The sequence below is a fragment of the Leptolyngbya sp. FACHB-321 genome, assembly GCF_014695975.1.
Classification (GTDB): domain Bacteria; phylum Cyanobacteriota; class Cyanobacteriia; order Leptolyngbyales; family Leptolyngbyaceae; genus Stenomitos.
In genome coordinates, this window is record NZ_JACJPI010000090.1 from 62,545 (window position 1) to 88,363 (window position 25,819).

Consider the following 25,819-nt stretch of genomic DNA (forward strand, 5'->3'; position numbering starts at 1 on the left):
ACCGTGTGGAAAGCCTTCACTCTGAATTCATTCTAGGTCAGTGGTACAAATGTGCAAGAAGGCATCGTAATCTTTCTCGCAGAAAGCTCTGTATAGCTCTTGGCTAATTTCAAGATTTGTCATGTATTGCTTCCCACTAGTTGCGCTACCTGGGTACGAGCAGAAGCAATCGACTCTGCTAACTTTTGCCCGCCATATTCATCGTTTTCAACGTGGATAAAGGTGATGTCAGTAATGCCCATAAAGCCGAAAACGGTAACAAGATAAGGGTCGTGATGATTCATCTTTTCGTAGCGTCCGCCCGGTTGAAAACCAGAATCACCCCGAGCTTCAATCACAAACATCTTCTTACCAAGTACTAGCGGTTTGAAAACGTTAGCAGCATCATCTGGTTCAAAAGCAACGGTACGCCCAACTCGCACAATTTGGTCAATATACGCCTTGAAGCTACTGGGAACGCTGAAGTTATACATGGGAACACCGATGATATAGATATCAGCTGCCAAAAATTCATCCACCAGTTGATCGCTCAGATGAATGGCTTCCTGCAATTGAGGAGTGTGTTTTTCTGGCGGTGTAAAAGCAGCAGCAATCCACGGTTCATCGATATGCGGAACCGGATTGCGACCGACATCGCGATAGCTAACAGTATCGCCAGGATGAACTTGCTGCCATTGTTCAACAAACTCTCTAGTCAGCCGTCGAGACTGCGATCGCTCGCCTCTAGGACTCGAATCAATGTGTAATAAATGTGCCATAGTTCCTCCTGCCTAATCATTCTCTCAGCGTAGGGAACTCACATCTGTTTTGCTATCTAATTGTTGTGCCACTGTCAAAATCTTGCGATCAATCTTTAGGTGGCTTGGCAGAAGTGTTGTGAACGCTCATACAATCAGACTTACAGCGGTTCTATTTGGGCTCATGAGCAAGTTTTTTATAGAAACACCCAGGCAGCATCTCGCTCTGATAGGGAATTGAGGCTTGCTAGCGATGAATTGGATCTACACGAAGAAGTCGATCGCCAATCACCAGCTTGAAACCGCTGGGCAGCCGATCCTGTCTAGTCAGAAGCACGGTTGGGAAAACATTCTGGTTGAGCAATTCCAACATCCGCCGGGTGAGGCAAACTGCCATTACAGCGATGAGCATACGATTTGTTTATCGCTTGCCTCCCGTCCAGTCCGCTTTTTGCAAGTTAGAGAAGGGAAAACCTATTCAGGGCTATATGGGAAAGGTGACATTTCCATCACACCAGCGAAGACACCATTTTTCGCTCGGTGGGATAGTGAGGATCATTACTTGCAGATTCGGCTTGCCGCTCACTTTATCCAGCGCATTGCCCAAGAAATCCTTGACCAAAATCTAGAGCACCTGGAATTACTCCCCGAATTTCGGACTCGTGATCCTCAAATTGAGGCAATCGGCATGATGCTGCTGAATGAACTACAACAGGAAAATCTAGGCGGTAAGCTTTATATTGAATCGCTAACAAACGTCTTAGCAGTGCGCATACTTAGGCAATATGCAACGACTGAAGCACGCCTGCCAACGTATAAGAGTGGCTTACCTGAGCGCCAACTGCTGCAAGTTTTGGAATATATCAATGAACATCTAGATGAAGATATCAGGCTGTCAAGTCTAGCTCAATTATTGGGTATGAGTCAGTTTCATTTCAGCCATGTCTTCAAGCAGTCGATCGGCACAGCTCCCTATCAATACTTGCTACAACAACGAGTCGAACGGGCAAAACAATTGCTGAAACAAACCGATCAATCAGTGATGGAGATTGCGTTGCTATGCGGTTTCAACAGCCACAGCCATTTAAGCAAACAGTTTCGACAGCTTACAGGCGTGACACCCACAGCTTACCGAACCAATTAAACAAGCTTGTTTTTTGGAGAAGGGCTAACCCTACGCAGTTGGTTGAAACCCGTAGCCGCAATATCTGCGAAGACAGACTTAGTTGTAAAGACGCAAACTATAAAACGATCGAACGTTCAAGAGAGCCGCGCTCAGTCGTAACCCAATTTTTCTACACTTACAGCGCTACCGCAAATCAATTTTCTCATGTTCAGCCGGATTTGCTTTTTCGCCGGTTGTCACTGCTGTTGCAAACCCGATCGCTTTAGCAACCCAGCCTGCTGGAGCATCCCAATATTCTGCCTTTTCTACACTAATCTTTAGTAAGGCAATATCAGGCTCATCTAAACCTTGAGGAAACCAGGCTTTCAAGTCAGGCTGCCACAACTCCTTAATTTTGTCGCGATCGGTTTCTAGTGCGGCTGTACCGGATAACGAGACGTATTGCTGTTTATCTGGTGCAGCAAAACTGACATTGACGCGATTTTGGCGCTCGATTTCCACCACTTTATGATCACTGCCATAGGTAAAAAACCAGAGACTACCATCTTCCTCAATGTTTCCATTCGTTGACATGGGACGACTGCGGAGGTTGTCATCATCGTCGATCGTCGTCAACATACAAAAGTAAATGTCTTTCATCAACTCACGTAACTTTTGCACTGCTTGCGCTTGATCGGTCGCCGCTGCCATCTGTTGTACCTCGTTGCACGTTGTCTAGAACGATGTTACGCAGAATGAGCACATACAGCGTCTTTCCATAGAATGGTCTTAGAGGATTGTGCGCGATCGCTGCCTCCACACAAACTCTCGATTTATCCTATAGTCCAGACTAAAATTGCTTTAGCAAAGAGTCGAACGAGTAAATTAATTGTTGATGTTTCCCCAAACCACATCATGACTTCTTGCATTCAGCACCTCATTGCACCACACGTTCAAGATCTCGGTGGGTTTCAAGCTCGTCGGTTGCTGCCTTCAGAGGCTGTCACGCTGGTTGGTCCCTTCATCTTTTTTGATCATCTGGGTCCGGCAGTGTTTCCACCTGGAAAAGGTGTTGATGTCAGACCGCATCCCCACATCAATCTAGCAACCGTCACTTACTTGTTTGAGGGCGCTTTTCTGCATCGTGACAGTGAAGGCAACGTGCAGGAAATCCGTCCGGGTGCAGTGAACTGGATGACCGCAGGGCGAGGAATTGTCCACTCTGAGCGATCGCCCGATGAAGAGCGCAACAAAGAAGCAACCCTGCATGGCATTCAAACCTGGGTGGCGCTACCCGATGAACACGAAGAAACAGATCCCTGGTTCCGTCATCATCCGGCAGCCGATCTGCCAATCTGGGAGGAAGCAGGCGTTGCATTTACGCTTATTGCAGGCGAAGCGTATGGTCGTACATCTCCAGTGCAAACCTTCTCGCCAATACTTTATTTAGATGTACAACTTGCACCAGGGACGCAGTTCACCTTACCAGGTGATTACAGTGAGCAGGCAGTTTACAGCGTTACATCAGGGTTACGGCTGAACGGAGTTACGTTAGAGCAGCATCGACTAGCGGTGCTGGTACCTGGAACATCAGTAGAGATTGCGTCTGACAGTGCGGCTCGCTGTATTATCGTTGGTGGTGAGCCGATCGGGAAACGTCACAAATGGTGGAATTTTGTCTCCAGCCGTCCTGAGCGCATTGAGCAGGCGAAACGCGATTGGCAGGAAGGGCGCTTTGCGGCTGTACCTGACGAAGCAGAATTTATTCCCCTCCCGGAGGAGCCGCTTCGCAAGCCAGAACAACCTCTGTAAGTGCATTACTCAAGATTGCTATGTTTGGTAACGTCTTGGGATGACTTCACTACCCATAACGGACGATCGCTCAAAGTTTCTCGATCAAAGGCTTGAGGTTGGGTTAACGTAGCTGAGATGCAATGACAGTCAGGCTTATCCTCTGTTAGTTCAGCCGTCAGCCGAGAGTTTAGCCAGCGTAAAGATGTTGCAAGACAAAGAGCGTGCGCCCCGTAATCGAACGATCGATTTAAGTGAGGAAGAGCGAAGGGTCTACAAACAAAAGCTTGTTCAACTCAGCCAACTCACTGAGTTAGAAGCCATTGTTAATTGTACGATTCATCAAGATTTGCTGACAGCTCTACGCTGGTTGCCAGAGCAGTGCGTTGATTTGCTATTTATTGATCCGCCCTACAACTTAGACAAAACGTTTAACGATAGCAGCTTTAAACGAAGAGATTTAGCGGATTATACAGAGTGGCTAGACACCTATTTGCAGAGTCTTGAACCAATACTGAAACCAACTGCCTCTATCTATCTTTGTTCCGATTGGCGATCGTCACCTGCCGTTTTTGATGTTATTAAACATCGGTTTCAGGTACGTAACCGCATCACGTGGGAACGAGAGAAAGGGCGTGGAGCCGCTCGAAACTGGAAGAATGCCTCAGAAGATATCTGGTTTTGTACGGTCTCTGATACCTACACCTTCAATGTCGAAGCCGTCAAGCTGAAGCGAAAAGTGATTGCTCCTTACAGAATGGCTGGCAAACCTAAAGACTGGGATCGTACAGACGCAGGTAACTTCCGCCTGACTCATCCCTCTAACCTGTGGACTGACCTTACGATTCCCTTCTGGTCAATGCCAGAAAATACTGATCATCCCACTCAAAAGCCTGAAAAGTTGGTGGCAAAAATCATGCTTGCCAGTTCTAATACAGGTGATGTTGTGTTTGATCCGTTTCTTGGTTCAGGCACCACCTCTGTTGTCGCGAAGAAGCTAGGCAGGCGTTATATCGGTGTGGAACTGGACGAACTATACTGTTGCTTGGCTGAAAAGCGCCTTGCGATCGCCGACACGGATGCCTCCATTCAGGGCTATGCTGATGGCGTTTTTTGGGAACGCAACACACTTCACCAGCAAGGGCGTTGCCATGAGCAGCAATATGTTGCTCAACCCGCGACCGAGGCGCAAGCCTAGCAACGGTGGCTATATTTACAGGTCATTAAAAGGGTTGAAAAAACGGGGCGGCGGAATGTCTCGCTCTTTGTTGGCAAGCTCAGAGGGCGGTCGATCGCTGCTCCATGCCCACCACACTTGCGTACATTGGCATTCGTAAAACTCTTGCCATTTGCGACGATGATCTTCGGTGTAAACAGGCGAGCGCCGATTAATCCAGACCCGCGTTGCCGCTTTACTAGATGCTTGACAGGCAGGACAACAAAATTCTGAGGCGTGAACGGTCGCTTTAGTCCAATCAGGAGGAGTCAGTTCAAACGCTTCCATGCAGACAAATAAGGAGAAATATTGCTTCTATTATCAACCTTTTAACCCCCAACCTGCCCAATGACTAAAGAGTGGGCTTCGTGAATCTCAATGGTGAAGATCGCTCATGTCTGTGTCTAGCTTCTTCCGAAGCAAGCGCGCTACTCCGATAAGTTTTGAAAAATAAGTGAGATTTAATGATTGAAGATGCGCTGAAGTCGTCTACCTTGGGTATGGTCTTACTGAAGCCTTAATTATAAAGCTATAGACTTTTAGTGCATCACGTTTCAGGCTGTAGTGCGACTGAGACGCTAGAGGGTTGAATCAAACCCTGTGCCTCACCACACCACACTACACTGCCGCAGACACCAACAGAATTACTGAAACCGCGATCAGAAGGAACACTCAATCTATGCCGCTGCTTAATATCATTTCGTTTCTCGGCATCTTTGGATTGTGCTTTATTGCGTGGCTCTTTTCAGAAAATCGCAGTTTGCGAGTGTTTCCCTGGCGTGTGGTGATTGCGGGTATTCTGCTTCAGCTTGTGTTGGGCGCGTGTGTGTTTATTCTGCCAGGAACACGGGATGCGCTTCAAATCTTTAGCAATTTGCTGAACAGTGTGTTTGATGCCGCTGACACCGGAGCACGGTTCGTCTTTGGTCGAAATATTGTGCCCGTACCAGGAACGCCGCCTGATGTAAATTTGGGCTATATCTTTGCCTTTCGGGCACTGCCAACGGTGATTTTCTTCTCCGGTCTGATGGCGCTGCTCTATAACATTGGCGTGATTCAGGTCATCACCAACGTCTTTGCCAAAGTGTTCTATACCGTGATGCGGTTGAGTGGTGCAGAAGCACTGAGCGGGGCTGCCAATATTTTTGTAGGTATTGAGGCGGCGATCGTAGTAAAGCCGTTTTTGCCGAAAATGACCCGTAGCGAACTGTGTGCCATTCTTGCCTGCTGCTTTGGCACGGCAGCATCGTCTACGCTGGCAATTTACGTCAGCTTTTTGAAGCCTGTGTTTCCCAATATTCTGGGGCATCTAGTGTCGGCATCGATTATGGCGATCCCAGCATGCTTTGTGCTGTCCAAAATTTTGGTGCCAGAGACAGAAGTGCCCGTAACCGCTGGTGGTATCCCGGTAGAGGAGAAGCAAACCAAGGTACGCGATACGGCTGTACAACCTGCTGATGTTGCTGCCGACGCGGACAAGTTTCCCCGTACTCGTATCCAAATGGATGATGACGATGATGCGCCAGTCGTACCGCAGGAAACCGTTGGCGGTGAACCGATCGAACGTGTAAGTCCGCTGGATGCCGCGATCGTCGGTGCGCTGGACGGGGTCAAAATGGCAGTGGCGATCGCCGCTGTGCTGATTCTGATCCTCGGACTTGTTTCCTTAATCAATCAAATCTTTGGCGGACTGGCAGCGTTGCCCAGCCCTATTGGCGACGTTTTCCAGGTGGTGACGCTAGCAAACATTCTGGGTGTGCTGTTCTTGCCGCTGACTGCTCTCACCGGCGTTTCCCTGAATTGGGAAGAACTATGGCAATCCTCAGTCATCATTGGACGCAGATTGTTTGAAACCGCGATTCCGCCTTATCAAGCACTGGCGGCAGCAGCAGCATTACCTGAAGGTACGCGGGTTATCAGCGATCGTGCCGTTTTAATCGTGAGCTATGCGCTATCGGGCTTTGCTCATCTCGCATCGGTAGGCATTTTTGTGGGCGGCACGATCGCCCTCATCCCCTCACGCCGCAAAGATATTTCTGAACTCGGTTGGAAAGCACTATTTATCGGCACTTTGGCAACGCTGATGATTGCTTGTGTCGCTGGTGTTTTTGATACAGGCAATGCCAGCATTCTCGGTGAACAACAGCCCCCTGTGGTAAGCCCAACGCCGACTCCTACTCCTACTCCATTAACCGCCCCTACTGCCTCACCCACAACAACTGTGTCACCAACGCCGATCGCAGTACCCGCCAAGCCATCTCCACTCGCCACACAGGCAGCTCCACAGCCTTCGCTTAAGCCAACCACGACTCCACAGGTTAGAGTAACGCCTGCACAACCGTCTGTTAGCCCCAAGCCTACAGGCGTAAGACAACCTGGGCAGTAAGCGTGAGCCTCTTAACGGCTGCTTGGCAGGTCGTATGACACAAAGTCAAGAGACAGCACACGTACCTTATTTGAATGAGAATGCTACACACCCTTATAGAATAAGTAGCTGGGCGTAATTATTTATAAGCTGCCTTTCGACTTCGCGCTCGACGTTTCGGCTGAACGCAACGCTGAAGTCTGAGCGCCCTTCGGCTTGAGCGCTCAGGTCGAAAGCGCACACTGAAGTCTCAATGCGCTCAGCCCTTGTAGGCAGGTTGAGCGCAGTCGAAACCCAGTCTCTAAGTGGTGTTAAGTCAGCTATAGAATAGAATGTGGCACATTCTCAAACTGCAAATTGCTCTAACGTAGTGTCTAAGTAAATGGATCAGAAGCTTACTTCACTAGATGCTCTTAATGATCGGTCTGCCTCTGAAGCTAAACCCATTTTTTGGTTAGTTGGTGTTAGTGCAGTCGTGCTTTTTCTTGCTAGTAGCATACGCCACATTTTGTTTCATTCGGCTGCGTTTGACCTAGGTTATTTCGATCAGGCTCTTTATTTAATTAGCCAGGGACAACCGCCGGTTGTCTCTTTTTGGGGCTTCCATTTCTTAGGGGGACATGCAGATTGGATACTGTATCTGCTAGCACCGCTCTACAAAATCTACCCAAGCGTTTATTGGCTCTTGGCTCTACAGGCGATCGCGCTTTCCTTAGGAGTCATCCCAACATGGCTGTTAGCCAAACAAGCTGGAGTAAAACCAGGGCAGGCGATCGCGATCGCGGTAGTATATCTTCTCTATCCGTTAGTTTTTAACATTAACCTGTTTGACTTTCACCCTGAAGTGCTGGCGTTGCCCGTGCTTTTAGCGGTCGTTTTAGCTGCGCGCCAAAACCGACCGCTCTGGTTTACACTGGGTACTCTTTTCATTTTGGGCTGTCGGGATGCGCTCTCACTGACCGTTGCGGCAATGGGCGTATGGCTCTTACTAGTAGAAAGAAAACGGCTGTGTGGCGCGATCGCTCTTGGCACTGGAACGGCATGGTTTTTGCTAGCGACACAGGTTGTGATTCCGCACTTTAGACCGTTTGGAGTTGAAGCCGTCGCTCGGTATGCAGGACTAGGCAACTCCGTTTTAGACATTGCCAAAAATATCTTTCTTCAGCCAAACTTAGTCTTAAATCGTCTCTTTTCACTGCCTAATTTAGAATATCTTTGCTTGTTATTCATACCTGTTCTGTGGGGGCTGTCGCTGAAGCATCTTGCACCATTGCTAGCAGCAGTACCGCAACTGTCGATGAATTTACTCACAGTCTATCAGCCGCAAAAAGATCTAGTTCATCAATATTCTGTACCAATTTTACCGTTTCTTTTGTTAGCAATTATTGCTGCTGTAGCAAACGATAAAAGCTGGATTCGGAATCGACGTGGCATGATTTTGTGGTCACTAATTGCCTTTTTAGCATTAGCAAAGTATGACTTTTTCTTTGGGCGTTATCTGAAAAAATTAGATACCTGGCAGGCAACACGAGAAGCGATCGCACAAATACAACCGGCAGCCAGCGTTTTGACCAGTGCTCAAATTGTGCCGCACTTAACACATCGTCCTACAGTGCAATTCGAGCTTAACCACTTTAAAACTGCGGCATTGCATAATAATTTCAACTACGTTTTATTAGACACTCGCCACCCTGGGATGAGTTGTTCAAAGGAGTGTCTGACTACGTTGCTGAGTCAGCTTCAGCAGAGTGCAGCTTATCAGCTAGCCTATCAGCGCGATGACGTTTATTTGTTTGTCCAACCTGTTGTTAAAAAGCCTGTGTGAGCGCCAGCCTTAATGGGCGTTCGTGCGACAATTCACACAGGTGAAGATATACAGCAACCGCTATGAACCCAGATTTTGAGATGCGCCGCCTTCTGGATGTCATGCCAGCCTCCGGTCGCATGGCGACAAAGCTTGTCAGCAAGCCTGAACAACGGGTCGTGGTAGACAGCACCTTTCCGATGCCCTGGGTGAGCGATCGCCCAATTTGGATTAACTTTGACCTTTGGGATCGTCTCTCTCGACCACAGCGCGATTTGCTGATTCTCCGTACGGTGAGTTGGCTGACGGGTGTGAAGTGGTTTCGTCCCAGTCTTTACCAGGGTGTAGTGCTGGCGGGTGTTGTCGGGGGCATCGTGGAACTGGTGCAGGGTGATCCCGTTGGCATTATTGCAGCAAGCGGCTTAACTGCAATCGCGGGTGCCCAAATCTGGCGCGCCAACCGAAGTACTCAAACGGAACTTGATGCCGATGAAGCTGCCCTTCGAGTTGCCCAACGACGTGGTTACGAAGAACCAGAAGCTGCTCGTCACCTGTTAAGCGCTATCGAAGCGGTCGCTGAAATCGAAGGACGATCGCTTAACTTTATCGAACTCCTGCGATCACAAAATCTCCGCTCGCTTGCTGGCGTATCCCCCGTCGGAGTACCAGATCGAGTGCGACAAAACTAGAAAGTAGGACGGCGAAACGTGAGTAAGGAGTAGAGAGAAGGAGCGGCAAGGCTAAGGATAAAGGCTAAATTAATCTAAAACTTTCATCCTCCATCCCTTCTCCTTCATCCCTCCCCCTGATGAATCGTCTTCACCCATTTCAAACGTTTAGGGCGAATTGAAAGACGGATGGTTGTTACAGAGACCACGGGCAGCCAGTGGAACATATAGATTGTGCCAAAAACAGTATGGAACAGCAGCCGCATCGAAGAAAGAAGCACTGTGCCTAGTTCAGCACGTTTGGCACGCAACCTTCCACTTTGAGGGAGTGGCTCTTGCTGTAAGTGCCTTGACTGCGATCGAATCTGACGCAAACCTGCCACCGTACCTAAAATAGACAACACCAGTGTCAAGGTTGTCAGCGGAGTCACCAACAGCGGACGATTGCGAAGTAACGACATCAAAAGATCTGGCACAATCGCGGTTGGCAGCAAATACTGAATCACCCAGAACATGAGTAGATCGATCGTTTTGCCCGTGCCCATCTTGTTCTGCACGATCGGTTGCCAGTAATCAAGATAGCGTTGGTAGCCGCCTTCAGCCCAACGGCTGCGTTGATGCCAGAGCGAGACTGCCTGCGTTACGCCCTCTTCTTCGACGGCTGGTAGCGCCATAAAGTCCACATCCCACTGGGCAAGATGCAAACGAAACGTGAGATCTAGATCATCCGTAATCGTTGCTTCGTTCCAGCCACCACAAAGTTCTAGCGCCTCACGACGGACAAACTGACCATTACCGCGCAGTTCACCAATGCCACCGATCGCAATTCGTTGCCGCTGATAGAACGAATCCAGCGCCATTTCTGCAACCTGACCATACGTCCAGCCATTCTCAAACCCGTTAGACACTGACTTGCGAACCTGAACAGCACCCAGTTCTCTGCGCTTAAAGAGTGGTAAAACTCGCCGCAGCATATCGTGTGACACCTGGGCATCGGCATCAAACACGGCAATAATCTCACCTTTTGTCAACGGCAAGACCTGATTCAGCGCACCCGACTTACCACCGCCAGCATTCGCTGGACGATAAAACACCCGTAGCTGCTGATACTGCTGCTCTAGCTGTTTTAGCAAGGCAGGAGTTTGGTCAGTGCTATTGTCGTCAATCACCCAAAGTTCGTAACAATGGGTCGGATAGTCCAGTGCACAGAGCGTCTTGACCAGTCTGGCAATCACTGCCGCTTCATTTTTTGCCGCTACGAGAATGGATACAAGCGGCAAGACATCATCTGCCTCACTTAACAGGGGGGTTGGCGTCGCCAGCGGACGAGCCAGAAAGATCCGTGTCGCCTGGATAGCCATCAGGGTCGTTAAGCCAACAACAACCCAATAGCCCCAGGTAACAAGGTGCAGCGCGATTGTGCCGCTCCAAATAACAACCAGCGAAATTGCTGCTCTCCGCCGTCGGTTATCACCCCGCTCAGGTTGACTTGATGCACTCTCCACTTCGGGGAGATCAGATAGATCGACAAACAACGAGTCAAGCGGTTCAAGCTCGCTGTAAGAATCGTTTTCGGGCCAGGAACTCTCCGGCATAAGTTACTTGATTCAACCACCAATATTTATCTAAACCTTTGAAGAAGCTTGGAATGAGATAACACCAAACCGTGCAGCCTTCACACACGGATAGCTTACCTTGAGATTGGCGATAGTCTTCCACAACTTCGGACTGCTTGTACAGGTCATACAGTCGTCCTTCGATCGGCAAACCTGTTTGAGCAAAGTGATAACAGGGCAAAAGCAGTTCATCATTAGGCGAAATAGCAATGACCGCATCAACGGCTTTACAGCGGGGATTGCTGGTATCGTTGCCGCCTGCTTCAATAAACGCTAAGGCTGCTTTGTTATAGCCCACATTGCTGTAGCGCTTAGCAGCCACTTCGATCGCCGTTACCAGCTCCGGAGTCGGATTTTTCTTTGAGTTGTAATTGCTGTGTGCCGTAAATGCCGGGTTGAGCCAGACTCGTGCTTCTAGCTGTTGCCCCAGTTCCGCCACTTCTCCAATACGTTCGTAGTTTTGGGCAGTCACCGTATGGTTTAAAACCGGATGTTCGCCGAGTGAATGAGCAAGCTGCACTGACTCAACCAACGTGTCAAAAATTTTCACGCCCCTCGATTGGTCATGCGTTTCAGCATCAGCACCATCTAGCGAGAAGTTCAGAAAATCGACCAACCCCTTCATTTCGTGTGCCCGCTTGGGGTAGAGGATGGTGTTAGTCGTCATGCTCGTCACAAAGCCTTGCCGCTTAGCTTCAGCAAAAATTTGTCCAACATCGGTTCGCAGTAGTGGTTCTCCACCTGTAAAGTCTACATACTTCACATTCAGCCGCCGCAGATCAGCTAAATTGCGGCGAATGGTGTCAAAATCTGCCTCTTTTTTCGGCTCTAACGCCCAAATGTCACAAAAGTGACACCGTGCATTGCAACGGTAGGTTAGATAATAATTTGCAACCAGAGGTGCCATAACTTGTTTAACGTTTAGTCTCCGCTGAGAACTACAGTAGTCTGCTGAGAACCACAATAGGTCGAACAGTTACAGAAAACAAGCGCCTTGCATACAACATTAGCACCATGCCTCCTACCTGTAGACCTTATTGTGGCAAGTGTGGTATCCGATATCAGGCGCGAACCCAAACTCCTTCGCCTTCAGGCTGTCGAGGAACGAAGTCAATGTAGCAGACGGCACTGTTGCAAAAGGAACGGGATCTCATTTTATGCAGATCGATTCTTGATTTTGGGCACACTACGGCAGGCAGAAAATCAGTGTGCCTGATCACGGCGAAAGAAACTGGCTTCATCTAGCCTGATGTCGGTCAACAGCTTATGCTTGCTACCTGTGCTTGCCGATGCGGATACGTGCTGCAAACAGTACCGTCGTTCAAACGACAGTCCAGAGAAATTGGGGCAACACGCGTCGGCAGCGATCGCGGTTTGAGTTAAAATCACTGGCAGTCTGAGCATTCCTACTGCCAAAGCTCTTTCGCACAGCATCACAACGCCTTCTCGAAACGCGCTGAGTCTCCTACCCAACTGCATTTTCCACCTGACAGCACTCTAGGAAGATTGACTATGTCTATCGACAAACTTCAACCCGCCCCCAACCAGCACGTAGGCGTTTATGCACCCTACTATCCGCAGGCAGCAAAGCGATCACACCTGCCCCTGGCAATCAGCCTCTACCAAAAAGGTTCGCTAGAAGGTCAGCGCAAAATTGAGGGCGGTGAGAGCATCCCCTTCATTGCCACCTGGAATGTGTCGACCTTACCAGCTGACCTGACCCGCTGTCGCATTCAGTTTGACGGCAACTCAGAACTCAGCTATGAACTCATGATGGCGAACTTTGAGTTCATTGATTTCCTCATCGACGTGATCCTAAATTTCAAGCGCGTTCACCTTGCAGACTTTTCGCAATCGTTTTACCGCAAGTTAATGCGCTATGACGACTAGAGAGCGCTGGGTGAGGAGTGAGAGGAGAGGAATCAGGAGTCAGGACTCAAGGGAGTTTTTAGTTGTTAGTTATTAGAAGGAGTCAGGAACGGCTCATGAACTAACAACTAACAACTGGTTCAACTCAAAACTCAAAACCCTCTTCCCCCCTCATGGACATTCTCCAAATCCTTAAAGACGACTACCAGCGGTTTCCGGTTGACCAGACTTACAGCATCTACGCTAAGGATGTGTATTTCAAAGACCCGACAAGTGAGTTTCGGGGGGTCGATCGCTACCAACGCACGATCGCGTTTATCCAAGCCTGGTTTCGCCACTGCAAAATGGATTTGCATAAGATGCAACAAACAGGCAACATTATCCGCACTGACTGGACGTTGAGCTGGAATACACCGCTGCCCTGGCGTCCTCGCATCACTATTCCTGGCTGGAGCGAACTCACGCTCAATGCGGATGGCTTGATTGTCTCCCACCTCGACTACTGGCATTGTTCACGTTTGGATGTGTTGAAGCAGCACTTTCTGCCGAAAACTCGATAAAGTAAAAGAATGTAAACAATTCTCAGTAGGGTTCGATCGCCATGCGCGTAATTTTGATGACGGGCAAAGGGGGCGTAGGCAAAACCTCTGTTGCTGCTGCCACTGGTTTGCGTTGCGCCGAACTTGGCTATCGCACCCTGGTTCTCAGTACCGATCCAGCACACTCTCTGGCAGACAGCTTTGATGTGGAACTGGGTCATGACCCCAAACTCGTGCGTCCTAACCTGTGGGGAGCCGAACTTGATGCGCTCAAGGAACTGGAAGGCAATTGGGGTGCCGTAAAGCGCTACATTACTCAGGTTTTGCAGGCACGGGGCATGGACGGGGTGCAGGCAGAAGAACTCGCAATCCTTCCTGGCATGGATGAAATTTTTGGCTTGGTGCGGATGAAGCGCCACTACGACGAGGGCGAGTACGATGTGCTGATCATTGACTCTGCACCCACGGGAACCGCACTACGTCTGTTGAGCTTGCCAGAAGTTGGCGGTTGGTATATGCGGAAATTCTACAAGCCCTTTCAGGGAATTTCTGTCGCCTTACGTCCGCTGGTAGAGCCACTGTTTCGACCGATCGCGGGCTTTTCTCTCCCCGATAAAGAGGTGATGGATGCGCCCTTCGAGTTCTACGAGCAAATCGAAGCGCTGGAGAAAGTGCTGACTGATGCGACTAAAACCTCGGTGCGTCTGGTCATGAACCCTGAAAAAATGGTGATCAAAGAATCACTCCGTGCCCACGCTTACCTGAGCCTGTATAACGTGGCAACGGATATGGTGGTGGCAAACCGTATCCTACCCGATTCTGTCTCTGACCCCTTCTTCCAGCGCTGGAAGGAACAACAGCAGCAGTATCGTCAGGAAATCCACGAAAACTTCTCACCGCTACCGATTAAAGAAGTGCCGCTGTATTCGGAAGAGATGTGTGGGCTAGCAGCGCTCGATCGGCTCAAAGATACCCTCTACCCCAACAATGAAGATCCGGCGCAGGTTTACTACAAAGAAACCACGCTGCGAGTGGTGCAAGACAAACAGCAGTACAGTCTGGAAGTGTATCTACCGGGCATTGAGAAGCACCAGATTGAACTGAGTAAATCTGGCGATGAGCTAAATATTCGCATTGGCAATCATCGTCGTAATCTGGTGCTGCCACAGTCGTTAGCTGCCCTGGAACCTGCGGGGGCAAAGATGGAAGATGATTACCTTAAAATCCGCTTTGCGAGTGTAGCCAAAGTTTAGAGATGTTGGAGCGATCGACCTCAACAATTGTCTGGCTGCCTAGTCCATGTTTCACTCGGCAGTTACAGGATGTGCTCTCTAGTAGACTATTGCCGGGATAAGCGCTGTATTTTTTGACCGCCTAGAAGTGCATGGGTTTCGGCTAGAAGCTGGGGAATTTTGTCGGCGTGGGGACTCTGCGCGAGGCATGGCTGCAAATTGAGGTCTGCCACCCGATCGCCATTCGCACCCGGAAACCAGTGCCCGCCTTGCCCCAGCAAGTTGTACCGCATCTTGGCATAGTCCACCATGTCGTAGGCAAGCGCTAGATTTCTTAACCACAGCATCACCGGGATGTTCAGCCCTCCAGGCGTTTCTGCTAGCGTTGGTAGACCAATGTGCCAGGTTTGCATCCAATCTGCACCAAGACGGTCGATCGCTGCCTGCTCCAACCGCTCTAGGATAGGCGGCAGCACGTCCGAAGCATAATCCAGGTAGGCTAGCGTCTTCAAATGTTCATCAAAATCTTGAGGGTTGGCAGCACCAATGCTTAATGTATGCACTTGGGGATGGCTTAAGCAAAACAGGTCATTGAAGACGATCGGACTCAGCGGTGCACACAGATTTACCAAACGTTGCGGCGGCTTAAAGAGCATTCCACCCTTTTCAGAAGGGCTGATGATAAAAACGCCCATGTCATGCCGAGCCGCAGCTTCAATCGCAGACCAGTTCGTCTGGTTGATGTAGTACCAATGCAAATTTATGTAGTCGAACTGATTAGTGGCGATCGTCTGCTCAATCACATCAGTGGGTCCATGCGTTGAGAAGCCGACAAACCGAACTTTGCCCTGCCTTTGCAAAGCACGAACAACATCCAGGCAGCCACCAGGACGGATACAAAAGTCCAGTAGCTCGGGCGTGTTGATGCCATGCAGCCCCAGCAAGTCAACGTGATCAAGCTTCAGGTACGACAGCGACTGGTCAAACGTACGCCGAAAGGCTTTGGCATCGGCAACAGGCGAAATTTTCGTTTGGACAATGAGTTTCTCGCGTGGCAGCGTCGGTAAGATTTGCCCCAACTGCATTTCCGAGGTGCCGTAGCCGCGCGCAGTTTCAATGTGGTTGATGCCTACGTCGAGCGATCGTCGGATGGTTGCCTCCAGGTTTGCCTGACTATCAGCCGGAATCTGCTTCGGTGAGACATCCTGCCACTTGTGTTGGTATCTCATGCCGCCACACGAAAAAACAGGCATGGCTAACTCTGTGCGTCCAAACCGACGGTATTGCATGAGGCCTTAAGCAGATACTTCCGCCATTTCAATCACATTACCGTCGTAGTCCTTCACCAAGAAATTTAGGGGTTTCTCTTGCCGAATTTTGTGCTTCACGTTTCGCATCTGCACCCGCAAGAGCACCTGTTCTAAACAGTCTCGATCAAAGCAGACGTGCCGCTGACGATTCTTCTCGCCCAGACTAGCTCCTGCAATAATGTGCAGTTGGGTATTTTTTTTCAACTGATACCACAATCCTTCAGGGGCGCTGGTAGAAGAAAGACCCGATCGCCCAATGCCTGGAGAAAGATAGAGAGGGTCGATCGCTGCCGCACCTAACGATTGCTCGTAATTATAGTAATAGTGCAAGGGAATATCAGCCGCTGGCAGCTCTAGCATCCCTTCATAGAGATTTTTTGCTAGCTGCACGTCCGTCACCATAATGGTGTGGACCTTCGGCGCACTGGTGAGAAACATCCACATTGCCACTGCGTATGCACCTAACAGCATCACCATAATGCCTTGGGTGGAAAACAATGGATCTAAGCCCGGAAGAGCGGCTAGCGACAGCGGTTGAGTAAAAGCCAGAATACTACTGATCGATATAGTCATGAGTAGAACAAGGCAAGCGTTGATGAGGGCAGACGTAGAAGCAGCAGCCTGCTCTAAAAACATTCAGAGGTTAAGCGTCCCTCCATTGTATCAAGAAGAAATGCGGTGGAAAGGGGAGCCGCACGTCAGCAGCTAACAGCTCATGTTAGATGACAAGAGAGGTAGGGGAAGCGGAGGAGGTAAGGGAAGCGGAGGTAAGGGAAGCGGAGGAGGCGATGCAACGTTCCATACCCTGTTTCCTACTCCCTCTTGCCAACATTCATTACTGATTTGTGAAAAAACCGTGTCAATTTGCCCAAAACCGCTTATATATTGGAGGTCATTCATTTGCACAACTAGCTGGTTACTTGGGCTGTGTCCATTCCTACATTTCCTGCAATTCCGTCCTTCCCAGAATGTAACCATCCGGTAGTGAAGGGTTTGACGCACTATAGCGATCAAGATTTGCTGACCTTATTTCAGCGCCACCCGGATTCTGGGCAATACTTTACGGCGATCTTTTGTCGCTACAGTCCGATGGTGTACACGCTTATTCGGCACTCGGCACGATCGCCCGTCCAGGCAGACTATCTTTTTGCCAATACCTGGCGACATATTTTCCATGAGCTGGGTGGCGTTGATTTGCGTAGTGGTGGTGAAAATGACGCTGGCATGACGCTACAAAGCTGGCTGATTAACGTAACAGCAATTTGTATTAATCGGGCAGAACTGCCACCCGTGGAAGCAATTCAATACAACTTAGAAGCTGCGCCGCCGCCCTTGTGGTGCTATATCGAGCGAGTGTTGGATCAAATGCCGCCAACCCTCCGGCTGATTGTGCTGATGGCGCAAACATTTAACTGGAGCGAAACGCGAATTTCAGCGTATCTGCGGGCAGAGGGTGAGGCAATGTCTCCAGCAGAGGTGCGATCGCAGATCCAAGAAGGCTATCGGTTGCTCGAAACAATGCTGCCAGACGATGTACGAACCATCTATCTAGAAGGGAATGCTAGAAGTGGACTGGGGTTTGGTGCGACCTCAGTAGAAACGAGCGTTGAATAAAGACACTCTAGGGCTAGCTGTTCGGCTAGGTCGAGGTGTCTTAATTACCCCTTCTTACTAGCGCCAGGGCTAACGTCGAGCCAGCGCAAAATTTTATCGAGGCAGACAAATGAATCGTTGGGTCATGGGCATTCTGAGTCAACCAGTCATCCTTAGTGCCATTGTGGGTGCTGGAATGTCGATCGCGCTGCTATCACCGCTTGCAGCTAGCGCCACCGAGCTAAATCAGCAGTTGAATGTGCGGGTTAATAACGGCACTCAGGGCGCATCGAGAAATGAAGCCGATCGACTCCTACAACTGGGTAAGGATCAAGAGCTGGATGGTTCGTTAGCAGATGCGGTGCAATCCTGGCAGCAGGCGCTCAAGCTCTACCAAGCACTCGTTGATCGCCCTGGTGAAGCTCTTGCCTACGGCTATTTAGGACTGGCGTATTCCCGTTTAGGACGATCGAACGAAGCAGAAGATGCTCTACGCCGACAACTGGCGATCGCACGTGATGAACAAGATTTTCAAGGGCAAGTTTATGCCTTGAACAGTCTGGGCAGAGTGCTAGCAAAGCGTGGCGGCATCCAATCAGCAGCAGCTCTCTTTAACGAAGCGCTCACTATTGCTACCAACATTAAGAGCGCTGATGGCGCTGCCTTATCGCACGATAGCTTGGGGTTGTTGGCGTCTAGTCTAGGTAACACTAGCCGCGCTATGGAGGAATACACGATTGCTTTAGCAGAGGCTCGTCGCGCCAGTAGCCCCAAACGAGAAGCCACCACGTTAAACAACATCGGTGCTTTGTATCAGTCAGCGGGCAACTATCGAGACTCGATGCGGTATTACGGGCTGGCAGTCAAGCTAGCAGATATCAACCGCGATCGCCCCAATCAGTTTCGTGCGATCGATGGCATGGTAGCAGCCCTCACTACAACGGGAGGCTACCAGCAGTCGCTTGAGTTGCTCAATCAGCGTCTTCAGGTTGCTCAGATGTTAGAGAACGATCGTCAAGAACTCATCTCACTGCAAGCGTTAGGTCAGTTCTACGAAAAACTGGGTGATGTACCTAAAGCACAACAGCGTTATCAACAGGCGATCGAGCTTGCCCGCAACCTTGACGATACGCAGCAAGAAGGTATTCTGCAAGAACGACTGGTCAGCCTAAAGCGCAAGTAATTGTCTTATCTCTATTTGAATAGCGACTTATTCCCCCCCCTCTTGGGAAGGAACTGTAGCTGACCTACTTAATGATTTAGCGGCATTTATCCATAAACTCTTCACTACAGAATCTTTGCTAGTGCTGGAGCATTCTATGGTGAGTACTTCTGAACCATGGGCAATACTGCCATAACTGTAACCAACGCATGAAGATCGCCCATCAAACTTCTAACGGCACTTTATTTTGTGGCGATTCGCTGCAATGGTTAGCAACGTTGGACGAGGCATCTGTTGATCTGGTCTTTGCCGATCCGCCTTACAACCTTAAAAAAGCAGACTGGGATACCTTCGCCTCGCAAGACGACTATATCGACTGGTCGATGCAGTGGATTCAGCAGGCAGCAAGAATCCTTAAGCCGTCTGGTTGCCTTTATGTCATGGGTTTTTCTGAGATTCTGGCAGATCTGAAGCGTCCCGCCCTGCAATACTTCCAAGCCTGCCGCTGGTTAGTGTGGCATTACAAAAACAAGGCTAATCTGGGTCTTGATTGGGGACGCGCCCATGAGAGCATTCTGCTGCTGCGAAAGAGTGCCAGAGCTAAGATCAACATCGATCGCATTCGGATTCCCTATGGCAACCATACGCTGAAGTATCCCGCCCATCCGCAGGCAGCGACCAGTCAGTATGGTGATGGGAAACCCCGCGATCGCTGGTTGCCACACCCGTTGGGCGCAAAGCCAAAGGATGTGATCGAGCTTCCCACAACCTGCAATGGCATGGCGGAAAAGACAAAGCATCCTACGCAAAAGCCAGAGGCACTCCTTCGCAAGCTCGTATTTGCTGCATCCGATCGTGGTGACACAGTAGTTGATCCGTTCTCTGGTTCTGGCACAACGCTGGTAGTAGCCGAGCAAGCAGGTAGAAAATGGCTGGGCTGTGACCTGAGCCCCGAATACAATGCTTGGGCGATCGCTCGGCTGCAAAGCACTCCTCACTGGACGGATGCTGCCTGGATAGAGCACGATCGCCAAAACGCTCTCCGTCGCCAGAGCATTCGTTGAGCTTTATTGAAGCGCTCACCAAATCTTTCTGCAGGCTCGAAAGTCCGTATGCAAAAGGAAAAATAGAACGGTGATGTCCTGATCACTGGGGGCGAAACGCACGCCTATCGTGAAACACGGCTAGTAGGCTCTCGGTTGAGCACTGTGGCACTACGGGCAGGACTGGCGCGATGAGGAAAATCGCTCTCATCGTAAATCTCGCCCACTAATTCTTCAAGGATGTCTTCCAGCGTGACCAAGCCGACAGTACCGCCATACTCATCCACAACAATCGCCATGTGCAGGCGCTGTTGCAGCATTTCTTTCAGCATATCCGCTACGCGCTTTGTGTCAGGTACATAGAAGGGCGGGTCCATTGCCAGCGTGACAAAGCCATTGCTCTGTTCATCGTGACGCAGCTGATTCAAGTGCTGCAAGGCGCGTTTGAGATTCACAATACCGACGATCTCGTCTTTTGACTCTTCCTGCACTGGAATGCGCGAATAGCCTGTTTCTAGGCACAGCGCGACTAAATCTTGTAGCGTCGCCTCTCGCGAAATGGTTCGCATCGCAATGCGTGGTTTGACGACTTCTTTAACGCTCAGGCGATCGAGCATTAACGCCTTATTCAGCATCTGATGCTGATCCAGATCAAGTTGCCCCTTGCCGCCCAAGATTTCGATCATTAGCTCCAAATCTTGTAGCGACTCACCCTGCTGCACCACTTCACCCTGAAACGTGCGAATGGCAAGCTGAGTTACCTTCTCAAAGAGTTGAATCACACCCAGCAACGACAGCAACTTAGAAAGCCAGTAAATGGGCTGCACTACCAGCGTAAAAATTGGCATGACGTTATTGATTGCCAGCGATTTTGGTACAATCTCGCCAAACGTCAAGGTGAGAAACGTAATGACAAAGGTGGCAAGCCCGATCGTCTGATTGCCCAACCACAGACTAAACAGATTGCTGGTCAAAATGGCAGAAAAGTTGTTGACCAGCGTGTTGCCCACCAGCAGCGTCGTAATAAACCGCCGTCGATTGCTAAGTACTAGGGTAAAAATGCGGCTAGGATCGCCCTGTTCCTTGATTAGCGCCTTCAGCTTGAGATTGTCTAGAGCCGTGATGGTCGTTTCTGAGCCAGAGAAAAAAGCAGATAGCAGCAACATCAGCACAAGCGCTGCGACATCAAGCCGAATATCTCCCAGAAGCGGACGCAGATCAGAAGCAGCCAACAAATAGAAAGGAGTAAGCAAAGTCACAAGGTGCCTTCAGGCAATGCCGAATGGAACTCGGTGGATATCGTTATTCGTTGATAATAACTTTCCTACCTGGAGTCTTCCAGGCAATTTAGGCAGCAATTACCAACGGGTCTTGATAAAAGGAACTGAAAGTCCCTCAAAGCAAGCTAAACGGCAATTCGTAGAAGCGCGCCAATGAAGAAGGTACAGACCCTGTATCTCAAGACCTTTGAACGATGCCTCAAAACCCGCCTTTACAAAGAGCACGTTGCTTGAGCGAAAAGACCGTGGCTTCGATCGTGCATCTACCTGCCAAAACTGCTCTCATCCTTCAAGATGCGATACGCTGGTCTTGATGCTGTTGGCTCGTCCCAAGCATCGCCCGATCGCCACACCGCTTCATGACACAAACGACAGAATTTCTCGCTCATCTCAACCCTTCGCAGCGGCAAGCAGTAGAGCACTACTGTGGTCCTTTACTAGTAGTTGCAGGCGCTGGCTCTGGCAAAACGCGAGCGTTGACCTATCGCATTGCCAATTTGGTATTGACGCATCGCGTTGATCCTGAAAACATTCTGGCTGTCACCTTTACAAATAAAGCTGCCAGAGAAATGAAGGAGCGAATTGAGAAGCTCTTTGCCGATCGTGAATCACATAGTCAATTTGGTAAACCGCTGGATTCATTGCCGCCTTACGACCAAACAAAGCTGAAGTCAAAAGTCTACAAGAATATTACTAAACATCTGTGGATTGGCACTTTTCATGCGCTCTGTTCGCGGATTTTGCGGCTTGACATTGAAAAGTTTCAGGATGAGAAGGGACGCAGTTGGGATCGTAACTTCTCGATCTTTGACGAATCGGACGCGCAAAGTCTGGTGAAAGATATCGTAACGAACAGGCTGAACCTGGACGATAAAAAGTTCGATCCTCGCTCCGTTCGCTTTGCCATTAGTAATGCTAAAAACCAGAGTTGGTCACCGCAAGATCTAGAGCGCGAGCAGCAAAACTATCGTGGACGGGTCATCGCCAACGTCTACAGTATGTATCAAGATGCGCTGGTAGCAAACAATGCGCTAGATTTCGATGACCTGATTTTGATGCCTGTCAAGCTGTTTCGCCAAAACGAACAGGTACGTGCCTACTGGCATAGCCGCTTTCGGCACGTTCTTGTAGACGAATATCAAGACACTAACCGGACTCAGTACGACTTGATTCGTCTGCTGGTAACCAATAGTGATAGCACTCAAACCTTTGACCAATGGGAGTATCGATCGGTCTTCGTTGTTGGCGATGCCGATCAGTCGATTTACTCCTTCCGAGCGGCAGATTTCACTATTCTGATGGGCTTTCAGAAGGACTTTGGCGACCAATTGGCGGATGACGACACCCGCACGATGGTCAAGCTAGAGGAAAACTATCGATCGACCGAAAACATTCTGGCACTTGCCAATCACCTGATTGATAACAACACCGAGCGCATCGACAAAGTGCTGAAGCCCACACGGGGTGCTGGTGAAGCTATTTTCTGCTATCGCGCTGACGACGAAAACGCCGAAGCAGAGTTTGTCGTGCAGCAGATCCGCGTGATGGAAGCGAAGCATCCCGAACTGCATTGGGGCAAATTTGCGATCCTCTACCGCACCAACGCCCAATCGCGCGCCATCGAAGAAGTGCTGGTGAAGCATGATGTGCCTTACAAAATTGTGGGTGGGCTGCGGTTTTATGATCGCAAGGAAATTAAGGATGTGTTGGGCTACCTAAGGGCGATCGCCAACCCTGCTGATACGGTCAGCTTACTGCGGGTGATCAATACGCCCCGGCGCGGCATTGGCAAAGCAACGATCGATTCCCTGGTAAGAGCCTCGCAGGAGTTGGATGTGCCCCTGTGGGAGATTCTCACTGATGAAACCTCTGTCAAAACATTGTCAGGACGATCGTCAAAAGGTGTGTTGAGCTTTGTCCAGATGCTTCAGAAATGGCGATCGCAGCTTGATACATTGCCCGCGAACCAGATCGTCCAAGGCATTATGGAAGACTCTGGCTATATGCAGGACTTAAAAATCCAGGGCACCGAAGAAGCCGAAGACCGCATGCAAAACGTGGGCGAACTTTACAACGCGGTGCTGCAATTTGAAGAGCAGAACACGGACGATCCCAGCCTGATTGGCTTTCTTTCTAGCGCCTCGCTCTCGTCTGATCTGGATAATTTAGAAGAAGAAGTCACACGAGTTTCACTGATGACGCTGCATTCGTCGAAGGGGCTGGAGTTTCCAGTCGTCTTCCTGGTGGGGCTAGAGCAAGGACTGTTTCCTAATTTTCGATCGCTCGAAGACCCTGCCGCACTGGAAGAAGAACGCCGTCTTTGCTACGTTGGCATCACCCGCGCTCAGGAGCGTTTGTTTGTCTCCTATGCGCGAGAACGCCGACTGTATGGCAATCGCGAACCTGCTAGCCCGTCGCTGTTTTTGGCAGAATTACCGCGTGAGCTGATGCAGAGCAATGTTGCCACAGCTATTCCTACCCGCTGGACGAAACCGAGCGCTGCCTCAAGCCGGGGTCCCTCTGAAACAACTTCTTTACCGGATACCCATGAAGATGATTGGACAGTCGGCGATCGAGTTGTTCATAAAGCCTTTGGCAGCGGTCAGGTAACGCATATTTTTGGTGCTGGGAATAAGATTTGCCTTGCTGTGAAGTTTGCTGGTATGGGTCAAAAGATTGTCGATCCCAAACTAACGCCCCTACAACGAGTGGAGTGAGAGTCTGTTGTGACTGCCTCCAGTACCAGATCGCGCTCAAGACGATCGCTCACATTAAAAGCGGTAGAGCAAACGAAGCAGGACAGGAACATTTAGCACCCATCCTGCTACACTCCGTTTTTAATTACATTAAGCGCGTTGAGCGCCCGGTTGACCATTTTCCACCACAAACGAGGCAAGAGTGCTAATTGTTGCTTGGGGTGCAGCGATCGTCGAGACGACGCGATAATCACTCCGCCAACGTTTGCGATTTAGAGCGCAGCGTAGATAGCCCCGCAACGCACCGTTAAAGAACTTAGTATGCGGGTTGTTAGAAAGCGCTGCCGTTACTGGAGCAATGAACTGGGTGGGAAAGTCTGAGGTGATGGAGGTTGCCACAAACTCAGTGCCCAGCGTTGGCGATCCTGGCTTGTTGAAGTCACGTTTGATGTCGTGTACCCAACTGGAATGAATATCACCCGCCAGCACAATCGGGTTAGAAACCTTCTGCTGTTCGAGAAACGTCAGGATGCGATTGCGGGCTGCCACATAGCCATCCCATTGATCCATATTAAAGAGTTGCACCCCTGGACGTGCATCAAAGTCAAACTGCGAAAACATGACCTGCTGCGCCAGAATATTCCACTGAGCGGATGATTGCTGCAAGCCTTGAAACAACCAGCGCTCTTGCGCCTTGCCTGTTAGCGTGGCATTAGGGTCAAGTGCTGCATCGCAAAGGGGTTTAAGCTCGTCACCACAGGGTTGATCCGATCGATATTGACGTGTATCCAACACATTAAACTGAGCTAAATCGCCATACGTTAAGCGTCGATACAGCCGCAGATCAGCACCATAGGGTAGGGATGATTTACGCAGCGGCATATGCTCGTAATACGCCTGATATGCTGCTGCGCGCCGTCGCAAGAACACGGCGGGATCTTGATCAGGCTCGCCATCAACTTCTGAGATCCCACTAGCGTAGTTGTTTTCTACTTCGTGGTCATCCCATATCACCACCCAGGGGAACGCTGCATGAGCCGCCTGAAGATTGGCATCGGTCTTATAGAGCGCGTGGCGGTTGCGATAGTCTTCCAGGCTGAAAATCTCAGGACCATTGTGCTGGCGAGGTCCACCGGGTTGCGGACCATATTCATAAATGTAGTCACCCACATGCACTACCAGATCGAGATCTTCTTCGGCGAGGTGCTTGTAAGCCGTGTAGTAGCCATTTTGCCAGTCCTGACAGTTAGCCAATGCAAAGCGGAGGCGATCGAGCCTTTCACCACGGGCAGGTGCAGTACGGGTGCGACCGATCGGGCTGACTTCGTTACCCGCCTTAAATTGATACCAGTAAGTCTGTCCTGGTTGCAGTCCACGCACGTCTACATGAACTGAATGCGCGAATTCTGGCACGGCAACCTCAGTACCAGACTTAACAACGCGTCGCATATTTGCGTCAGCCGCAACTTGCCATTGCACGGGCACGTTGTATGCTGGCATTCCTCCTCCACTTAGCGGATTAGGAGCCAGTCGAGTCCACAAAACTACGCTATTGGGCAGTGGATTGCCAGAGGCAACCCCAAGTGAAAAGGGATAGCCTGAAAACGCTGGCTGAGCCACTAAACGACGCGGTAACTGACTGGCGATCGCCAAACCCGTTAAAATGCCAGCGCCCCGTAAAACATCGCGCCGTTTCAACCCTGTCGATGGTAAATGCGAGGACTGATACCAATTCATAACTGTAGAGAATTTTGTACAGATAATGAAAAGAACAGTACCAAGCAGTGATTAAT

24 protein-coding genes are annotated in these 25,819 nt (G+C 50.0%); 13 read left to right on the forward strand and 11 right to left on the reverse strand.

Features of this window, described 5'->3' with window-relative positions:
• Window positions 1–119: 119 nt before the first annotated feature.
• Entirely contained in the window at window positions 120–758 is a 639-nt protein-coding gene (locus tag H6F76_RS28870; protein WP_190451228.1) for an FMN-dependent NADH-azoreductase, read from the reverse strand.
• 232 nt (window positions 759–990) lie between these two features.
• Here H6F76_RS28870 and H6F76_RS28875 point away from each other — a divergent pair, with 232 nt between their 5' ends.
• The gene (locus tag H6F76_RS28875) at window positions 991–1,881 is read left to right on the forward strand and encodes a helix-turn-helix domain-containing protein (protein ID WP_190513547.1); all 891 of its coding nucleotides are present in this window, start codon (window positions 991–993) and stop codon (window positions 1,879–1,881) included.
• Between the two features lie 165 nt (window positions 1,882–2,046).
• Here H6F76_RS28875 and H6F76_RS28880 read toward each other — a convergent pair whose 3' ends face one another.
• The gene (locus H6F76_RS28880; RefSeq protein ID WP_190513549.1) at window positions 2,047–2,553 is read right to left on the reverse strand and encodes a pyridoxamine 5'-phosphate oxidase family protein; all 507 of its coding nucleotides are present in this window, start codon (window positions 2,551–2,553) and stop codon (window positions 2,047–2,049) included.
• A 204-nt stretch (window positions 2,554–2,757) separates the two neighbouring features.
• On the opposite strand from H6F76_RS28880, the gene H6F76_RS28885 reads away from it, so the two are divergent.
• Together H6F76_RS28885 and H6F76_RS28890 are read left to right on the forward strand one after the other, a co-directional pair.
• Window positions 2,758–3,654, forward strand: a complete 897-nt coding sequence (locus tag H6F76_RS28885) for a pirin family protein (protein WP_190513551.1) — start codon at window positions 2,758–2,760, stop codon at window positions 3,652–3,654.
• A gap of 184 nt (window positions 3,655–3,838) precedes the next feature.
• Window positions 3,839–4,831 carry a DNA methyltransferase gene (locus tag H6F76_RS28890; RefSeq protein WP_190513553.1) on the forward strand — a complete coding sequence of 331 codons (993 nt, stop codon included), beginning with the start codon at window positions 3,839–3,841 and terminating at the stop codon, window positions 4,829–4,831.
• A gap of 15 nt (window positions 4,832–4,846) precedes the next feature.
• On the opposite strand, the gene H6F76_RS28895 is transcribed toward H6F76_RS28890, so the two are convergent.
• Together H6F76_RS28895 and H6F76_RS31240 are read right to left on the reverse strand one after the other, a co-directional pair.
• Complete coding sequence (locus H6F76_RS28895) at window positions 4,847–5,137, reverse strand: hypothetical protein (RefSeq protein ID WP_190451238.1); 291 nt, start codon at window positions 5,135–5,137, stop codon at window positions 4,847–4,849.
• 259 nt (window positions 5,138–5,396) lie between these two features.
• Complete coding sequence (locus tag H6F76_RS31240) at window positions 5,397–5,525, reverse strand: hypothetical protein (protein WP_277881295.1); 129 nt, start codon at window positions 5,523–5,525, stop codon at window positions 5,397–5,399.
• 3 nt (window positions 5,526–5,528) lie between these two features.
• Here H6F76_RS31240 and H6F76_RS28900 point away from each other — a divergent pair, with 3 nt between their 5' ends.
• From H6F76_RS28900 to H6F76_RS28910, 3 genes are all read left to right on the forward strand, one after another.
• Window positions 5,529–7,235, forward strand: a complete 1,707-nt coding sequence (locus tag H6F76_RS28900; protein ID WP_190513555.1) for a nucleoside transporter C-terminal domain-containing protein — start codon at window positions 5,529–5,531, stop codon at window positions 7,233–7,235.
• A 361-nt stretch (window positions 7,236–7,596) separates the two neighbouring features.
• A complete protein-coding gene (locus H6F76_RS28905) occupies window positions 7,597–9,039 on the forward strand; it encodes a DUF2079 domain-containing protein (protein WP_190513557.1) in 1,443 nt (480 codons plus the stop codon).
• 62 nt (window positions 9,040–9,101) lie between these two features.
• On the forward strand, window positions 9,102–9,707 hold the full coding sequence (locus H6F76_RS28910; protein ID WP_190513559.1) for a DUF3318 domain-containing protein: 606 nt from the start codon (window positions 9,102–9,104) through the stop codon (window positions 9,705–9,707).
• Window positions 9,708–9,811: 104 nt separating this feature from the next.
• On the opposite strand, the gene H6F76_RS28915 is transcribed toward H6F76_RS28910, so the two are convergent.
• From H6F76_RS28915 to H6F76_RS28925, 3 genes are all read right to left on the reverse strand, one after another.
• Window positions 9,812–11,281 carry a glycosyltransferase family 2 protein gene (locus H6F76_RS28915; RefSeq protein WP_190513561.1) on the reverse strand — a complete coding sequence of 490 codons (1,470 nt, stop codon included), beginning with the start codon at window positions 11,279–11,281 and terminating at the stop codon, window positions 9,812–9,814.
• Window positions 11,235–12,209 carry a radical SAM protein gene (locus tag H6F76_RS28920; RefSeq protein WP_190513563.1) on the reverse strand — a complete coding sequence of 325 codons (975 nt, stop codon included), beginning with the start codon at window positions 12,207–12,209 and terminating at the stop codon, window positions 11,235–11,237. Before H6F76_RS28920 ends, H6F76_RS28915 begins: the two co-directional genes overlap by 47 nt.
• A 296-nt stretch (window positions 12,210–12,505) precedes the next feature.
• Complete coding sequence (locus H6F76_RS28925; protein WP_190513565.1) at window positions 12,506–12,706, reverse strand: hypothetical protein; 201 nt, start codon at window positions 12,704–12,706, stop codon at window positions 12,506–12,508.
• A gap of 108 nt (window positions 12,707–12,814) precedes the next feature.
• Between H6F76_RS28925 and ebsA the strand changes: the two genes are divergently transcribed.
• From ebsA to H6F76_RS28940, 3 genes are all read left to right on the forward strand, one after another.
• Window positions 12,815–13,192, forward strand: a complete 378-nt coding sequence (gene ebsA, locus H6F76_RS28930) for a type IV pilus biogenesis protein EbsA (RefSeq protein WP_190451251.1) — start codon at window positions 12,815–12,817, stop codon at window positions 13,190–13,192.
• A gap of 152 nt (window positions 13,193–13,344) precedes the next feature.
• Window positions 13,345–13,731 carry a DUF2358 domain-containing protein gene (locus H6F76_RS28935; protein WP_190513567.1) on the forward strand — a complete coding sequence of 129 codons (387 nt, stop codon included), beginning with the start codon at window positions 13,345–13,347 and terminating at the stop codon, window positions 13,729–13,731.
• 41 nt (window positions 13,732–13,772) lie between these two features.
• Window positions 13,773–14,963 carry a TRC40/GET3/ArsA family transport-energizing ATPase gene (locus H6F76_RS28940; protein ID WP_190451256.1) on the forward strand — a complete coding sequence of 397 codons (1,191 nt, stop codon included), beginning with the start codon at window positions 13,773–13,775 and terminating at the stop codon, window positions 14,961–14,963.
• An 86-nt stretch (window positions 14,964–15,049) separates the two neighbouring features.
• Here the strand turns inward: H6F76_RS28940 and H6F76_RS28945 are convergent, their stop codons facing one another.
• Both H6F76_RS28945 and H6F76_RS28950 read right to left on the reverse strand, forming a co-directional pair.
• Window positions 15,050–16,231, reverse strand: coding sequence for an aldo/keto reductase (locus tag H6F76_RS28945; protein ID WP_190513570.1), 1,182 nt, complete (start codon window positions 16,229–16,231; stop codon window positions 15,050–15,052).
• A gap of 6 nt (window positions 16,232–16,237) precedes the next feature.
• Window positions 16,238–16,825, reverse strand: a complete 588-nt coding sequence (locus H6F76_RS28950) for a glyoxalase-like domain protein (protein WP_190451260.1) — start codon at window positions 16,823–16,825, stop codon at window positions 16,238–16,240.
• Between the two features lie 354 nt (window positions 16,826–17,179).
• Here H6F76_RS28950 and H6F76_RS28955 point away from each other — a divergent pair, with 354 nt between their 5' ends.
• The 3 genes from H6F76_RS28955 (at window position 17,180) to H6F76_RS28965 (ending at window position 20,071) form a co-directional block, all read left to right on the forward strand.
• Window positions 17,180–17,866: a sigma-70 family RNA polymerase sigma factor gene (locus H6F76_RS28955; RefSeq protein WP_199322588.1), complete on the forward strand. Its 687-nt coding sequence runs from the start codon at window positions 17,180–17,182 to the stop codon at window positions 17,864–17,866.
• A gap of 109 nt (window positions 17,867–17,975) precedes the next feature.
• On the forward strand, window positions 17,976–19,028 hold the full coding sequence (locus H6F76_RS28960) for a tetratricopeptide repeat protein (protein WP_190513572.1): 1,053 nt from the start codon (window positions 17,976–17,978) through the stop codon (window positions 19,026–19,028).
• A gap of 188 nt (window positions 19,029–19,216) precedes the next feature.
• Window positions 19,217–20,071, forward strand: coding sequence for a site-specific DNA-methyltransferase (locus tag H6F76_RS28965; protein WP_190513573.1), 855 nt, complete (start codon window positions 19,217–19,219; stop codon window positions 20,069–20,071).
• A 104-nt stretch (window positions 20,072–20,175) separates the two neighbouring features.
• On the opposite strand, the gene H6F76_RS28970 is transcribed toward H6F76_RS28965, so the two are convergent.
• Window positions 20,176–21,309, reverse strand: coding sequence for a CNNM domain-containing protein (locus tag H6F76_RS28970; RefSeq protein WP_190451270.1), 1,134 nt, complete (start codon window positions 21,307–21,309; stop codon window positions 20,176–20,178).
• Window positions 21,310–21,689: 380 nt separating this feature from the next.
• Here H6F76_RS28970 and pcrA point away from each other — a divergent pair, with 380 nt between their 5' ends.
• Window positions 21,690–24,047, forward strand: coding sequence for a DNA helicase PcrA (gene pcrA / locus H6F76_RS28975; RefSeq protein ID WP_190513575.1), 2,358 nt, complete (start codon window positions 21,690–21,692; stop codon window positions 24,045–24,047).
• 129 nt (window positions 24,048–24,176) lie between these two features.
• On the opposite strand, the gene H6F76_RS28980 is transcribed toward pcrA, so the two are convergent.
• Window positions 24,177–25,763 carry an alkaline phosphatase gene (locus tag H6F76_RS28980; RefSeq protein WP_190513577.1) on the reverse strand — a complete coding sequence of 529 codons (1,587 nt, stop codon included), beginning with the start codon at window positions 25,761–25,763 and terminating at the stop codon, window positions 24,177–24,179.
• Window positions 25,764–25,819 lie beyond the last annotated feature (56 nt).

Excerpts from the sequence above, each read along its gene's own strand:
- H6F76_RS28980 (WP_190513577.1), bottom strand. The coding sequence starts at position 25,763 with ATGAATTGGTATCAGTCCTCGCATTTACCATCGACAGGGTTGAAACGG.
- H6F76_RS28925 (WP_190513565.1), bottom strand. The coding sequence starts at position 12,706 with ATGCTCAGACTGCCAGTGATTTTAACTCAAACCGCGATCGCTGCCGAC.
- H6F76_RS28935 (WP_190513567.1), top strand. The coding sequence starts at position 13,345 with ATGGACATTCTCCAAATCCTTAAAGACGACTACCAGCGGTTTCCGGTT.
- H6F76_RS28895 (WP_190451238.1), bottom strand. The coding sequence starts at position 5,137 with ATGGAAGCGTTTGAACTGACTCCTCCTGATTGGACTAAAGCGACCGTT.
- H6F76_RS28945 (WP_190513570.1), bottom strand. The coding sequence starts at position 16,231 with ATGCAATACCGTCGGTTTGGACGCACAGAGTTAGCCATGCCTGTTTTT.
- H6F76_RS28965 (WP_190513573.1), top strand. The coding sequence starts at position 19,217 with ATGAAGATCGCCCATCAAACTTCTAACGGCACTTTATTTTGTGGCGAT.
- H6F76_RS28870 (WP_190451228.1), bottom strand. The coding sequence starts at position 758 with ATGGCACATTTATTACACATTGATTCGAGTCCTAGAGGCGAGCGATCG.
- H6F76_RS28940 (WP_190451256.1), top strand. The coding sequence starts at position 13,773 with ATGCGCGTAATTTTGATGACGGGCAAAGGGGGCGTAGGCAAAACCTCT.
- H6F76_RS28900 (WP_190513555.1), top strand. The coding sequence starts at position 5,529 with ATGCCGCTGCTTAATATCATTTCGTTTCTCGGCATCTTTGGATTGTGC.
- H6F76_RS28960 (WP_190513572.1), top strand. The coding sequence starts at position 17,976 with ATGAATCGTTGGGTCATGGGCATTCTGAGTCAACCAGTCATCCTTAGT.
- H6F76_RS28885 (WP_190513551.1), top strand. The coding sequence starts at position 2,758 with ATGACTTCTTGCATTCAGCACCTCATTGCACCACACGTTCAAGATCTC.
- H6F76_RS28920 (WP_190513563.1), bottom strand. The coding sequence starts at position 12,209 with ATGGCACCTCTGGTTGCAAATTATTATCTAACCTACCGTTGCAATGCA.
- H6F76_RS28875 (WP_190513547.1), top strand. The coding sequence starts at position 991 with ATGAATTGGATCTACACGAAGAAGTCGATCGCCAATCACCAGCTTGAA.
- H6F76_RS28950 (WP_190451260.1), bottom strand. The coding sequence starts at position 16,825 with ATGACTATATCGATCAGTAGTATTCTGGCTTTTACTCAACCGCTGTCG.
- H6F76_RS28905 (WP_190513557.1), top strand. The coding sequence starts at position 7,597 with ATGGATCAGAAGCTTACTTCACTAGATGCTCTTAATGATCGGTCTGCC.
- H6F76_RS28880 (WP_190513549.1), bottom strand. The coding sequence starts at position 2,553 with ATGGCAGCGGCGACCGATCAAGCGCAAGCAGTGCAAAAGTTACGTGAG.
- H6F76_RS28910 (WP_190513559.1), top strand. The coding sequence starts at position 9,102 with ATGAACCCAGATTTTGAGATGCGCCGCCTTCTGGATGTCATGCCAGCC.
- pcrA (WP_190513575.1), top strand. The coding sequence starts at position 21,690 with ATGACACAAACGACAGAATTTCTCGCTCATCTCAACCCTTCGCAGCGG.
- H6F76_RS28915 (WP_190513561.1), bottom strand. The coding sequence starts at position 11,281 with ATGCCGGAGAGTTCCTGGCCCGAAAACGATTCTTACAGCGAGCTTGAA.
- H6F76_RS28890 (WP_190513553.1), top strand. The coding sequence starts at position 3,839 with ATGTTGCAAGACAAAGAGCGTGCGCCCCGTAATCGAACGATCGATTTA.
- ebsA (WP_190451251.1), top strand. The coding sequence starts at position 12,815 with ATGTCTATCGACAAACTTCAACCCGCCCCCAACCAGCACGTAGGCGTT.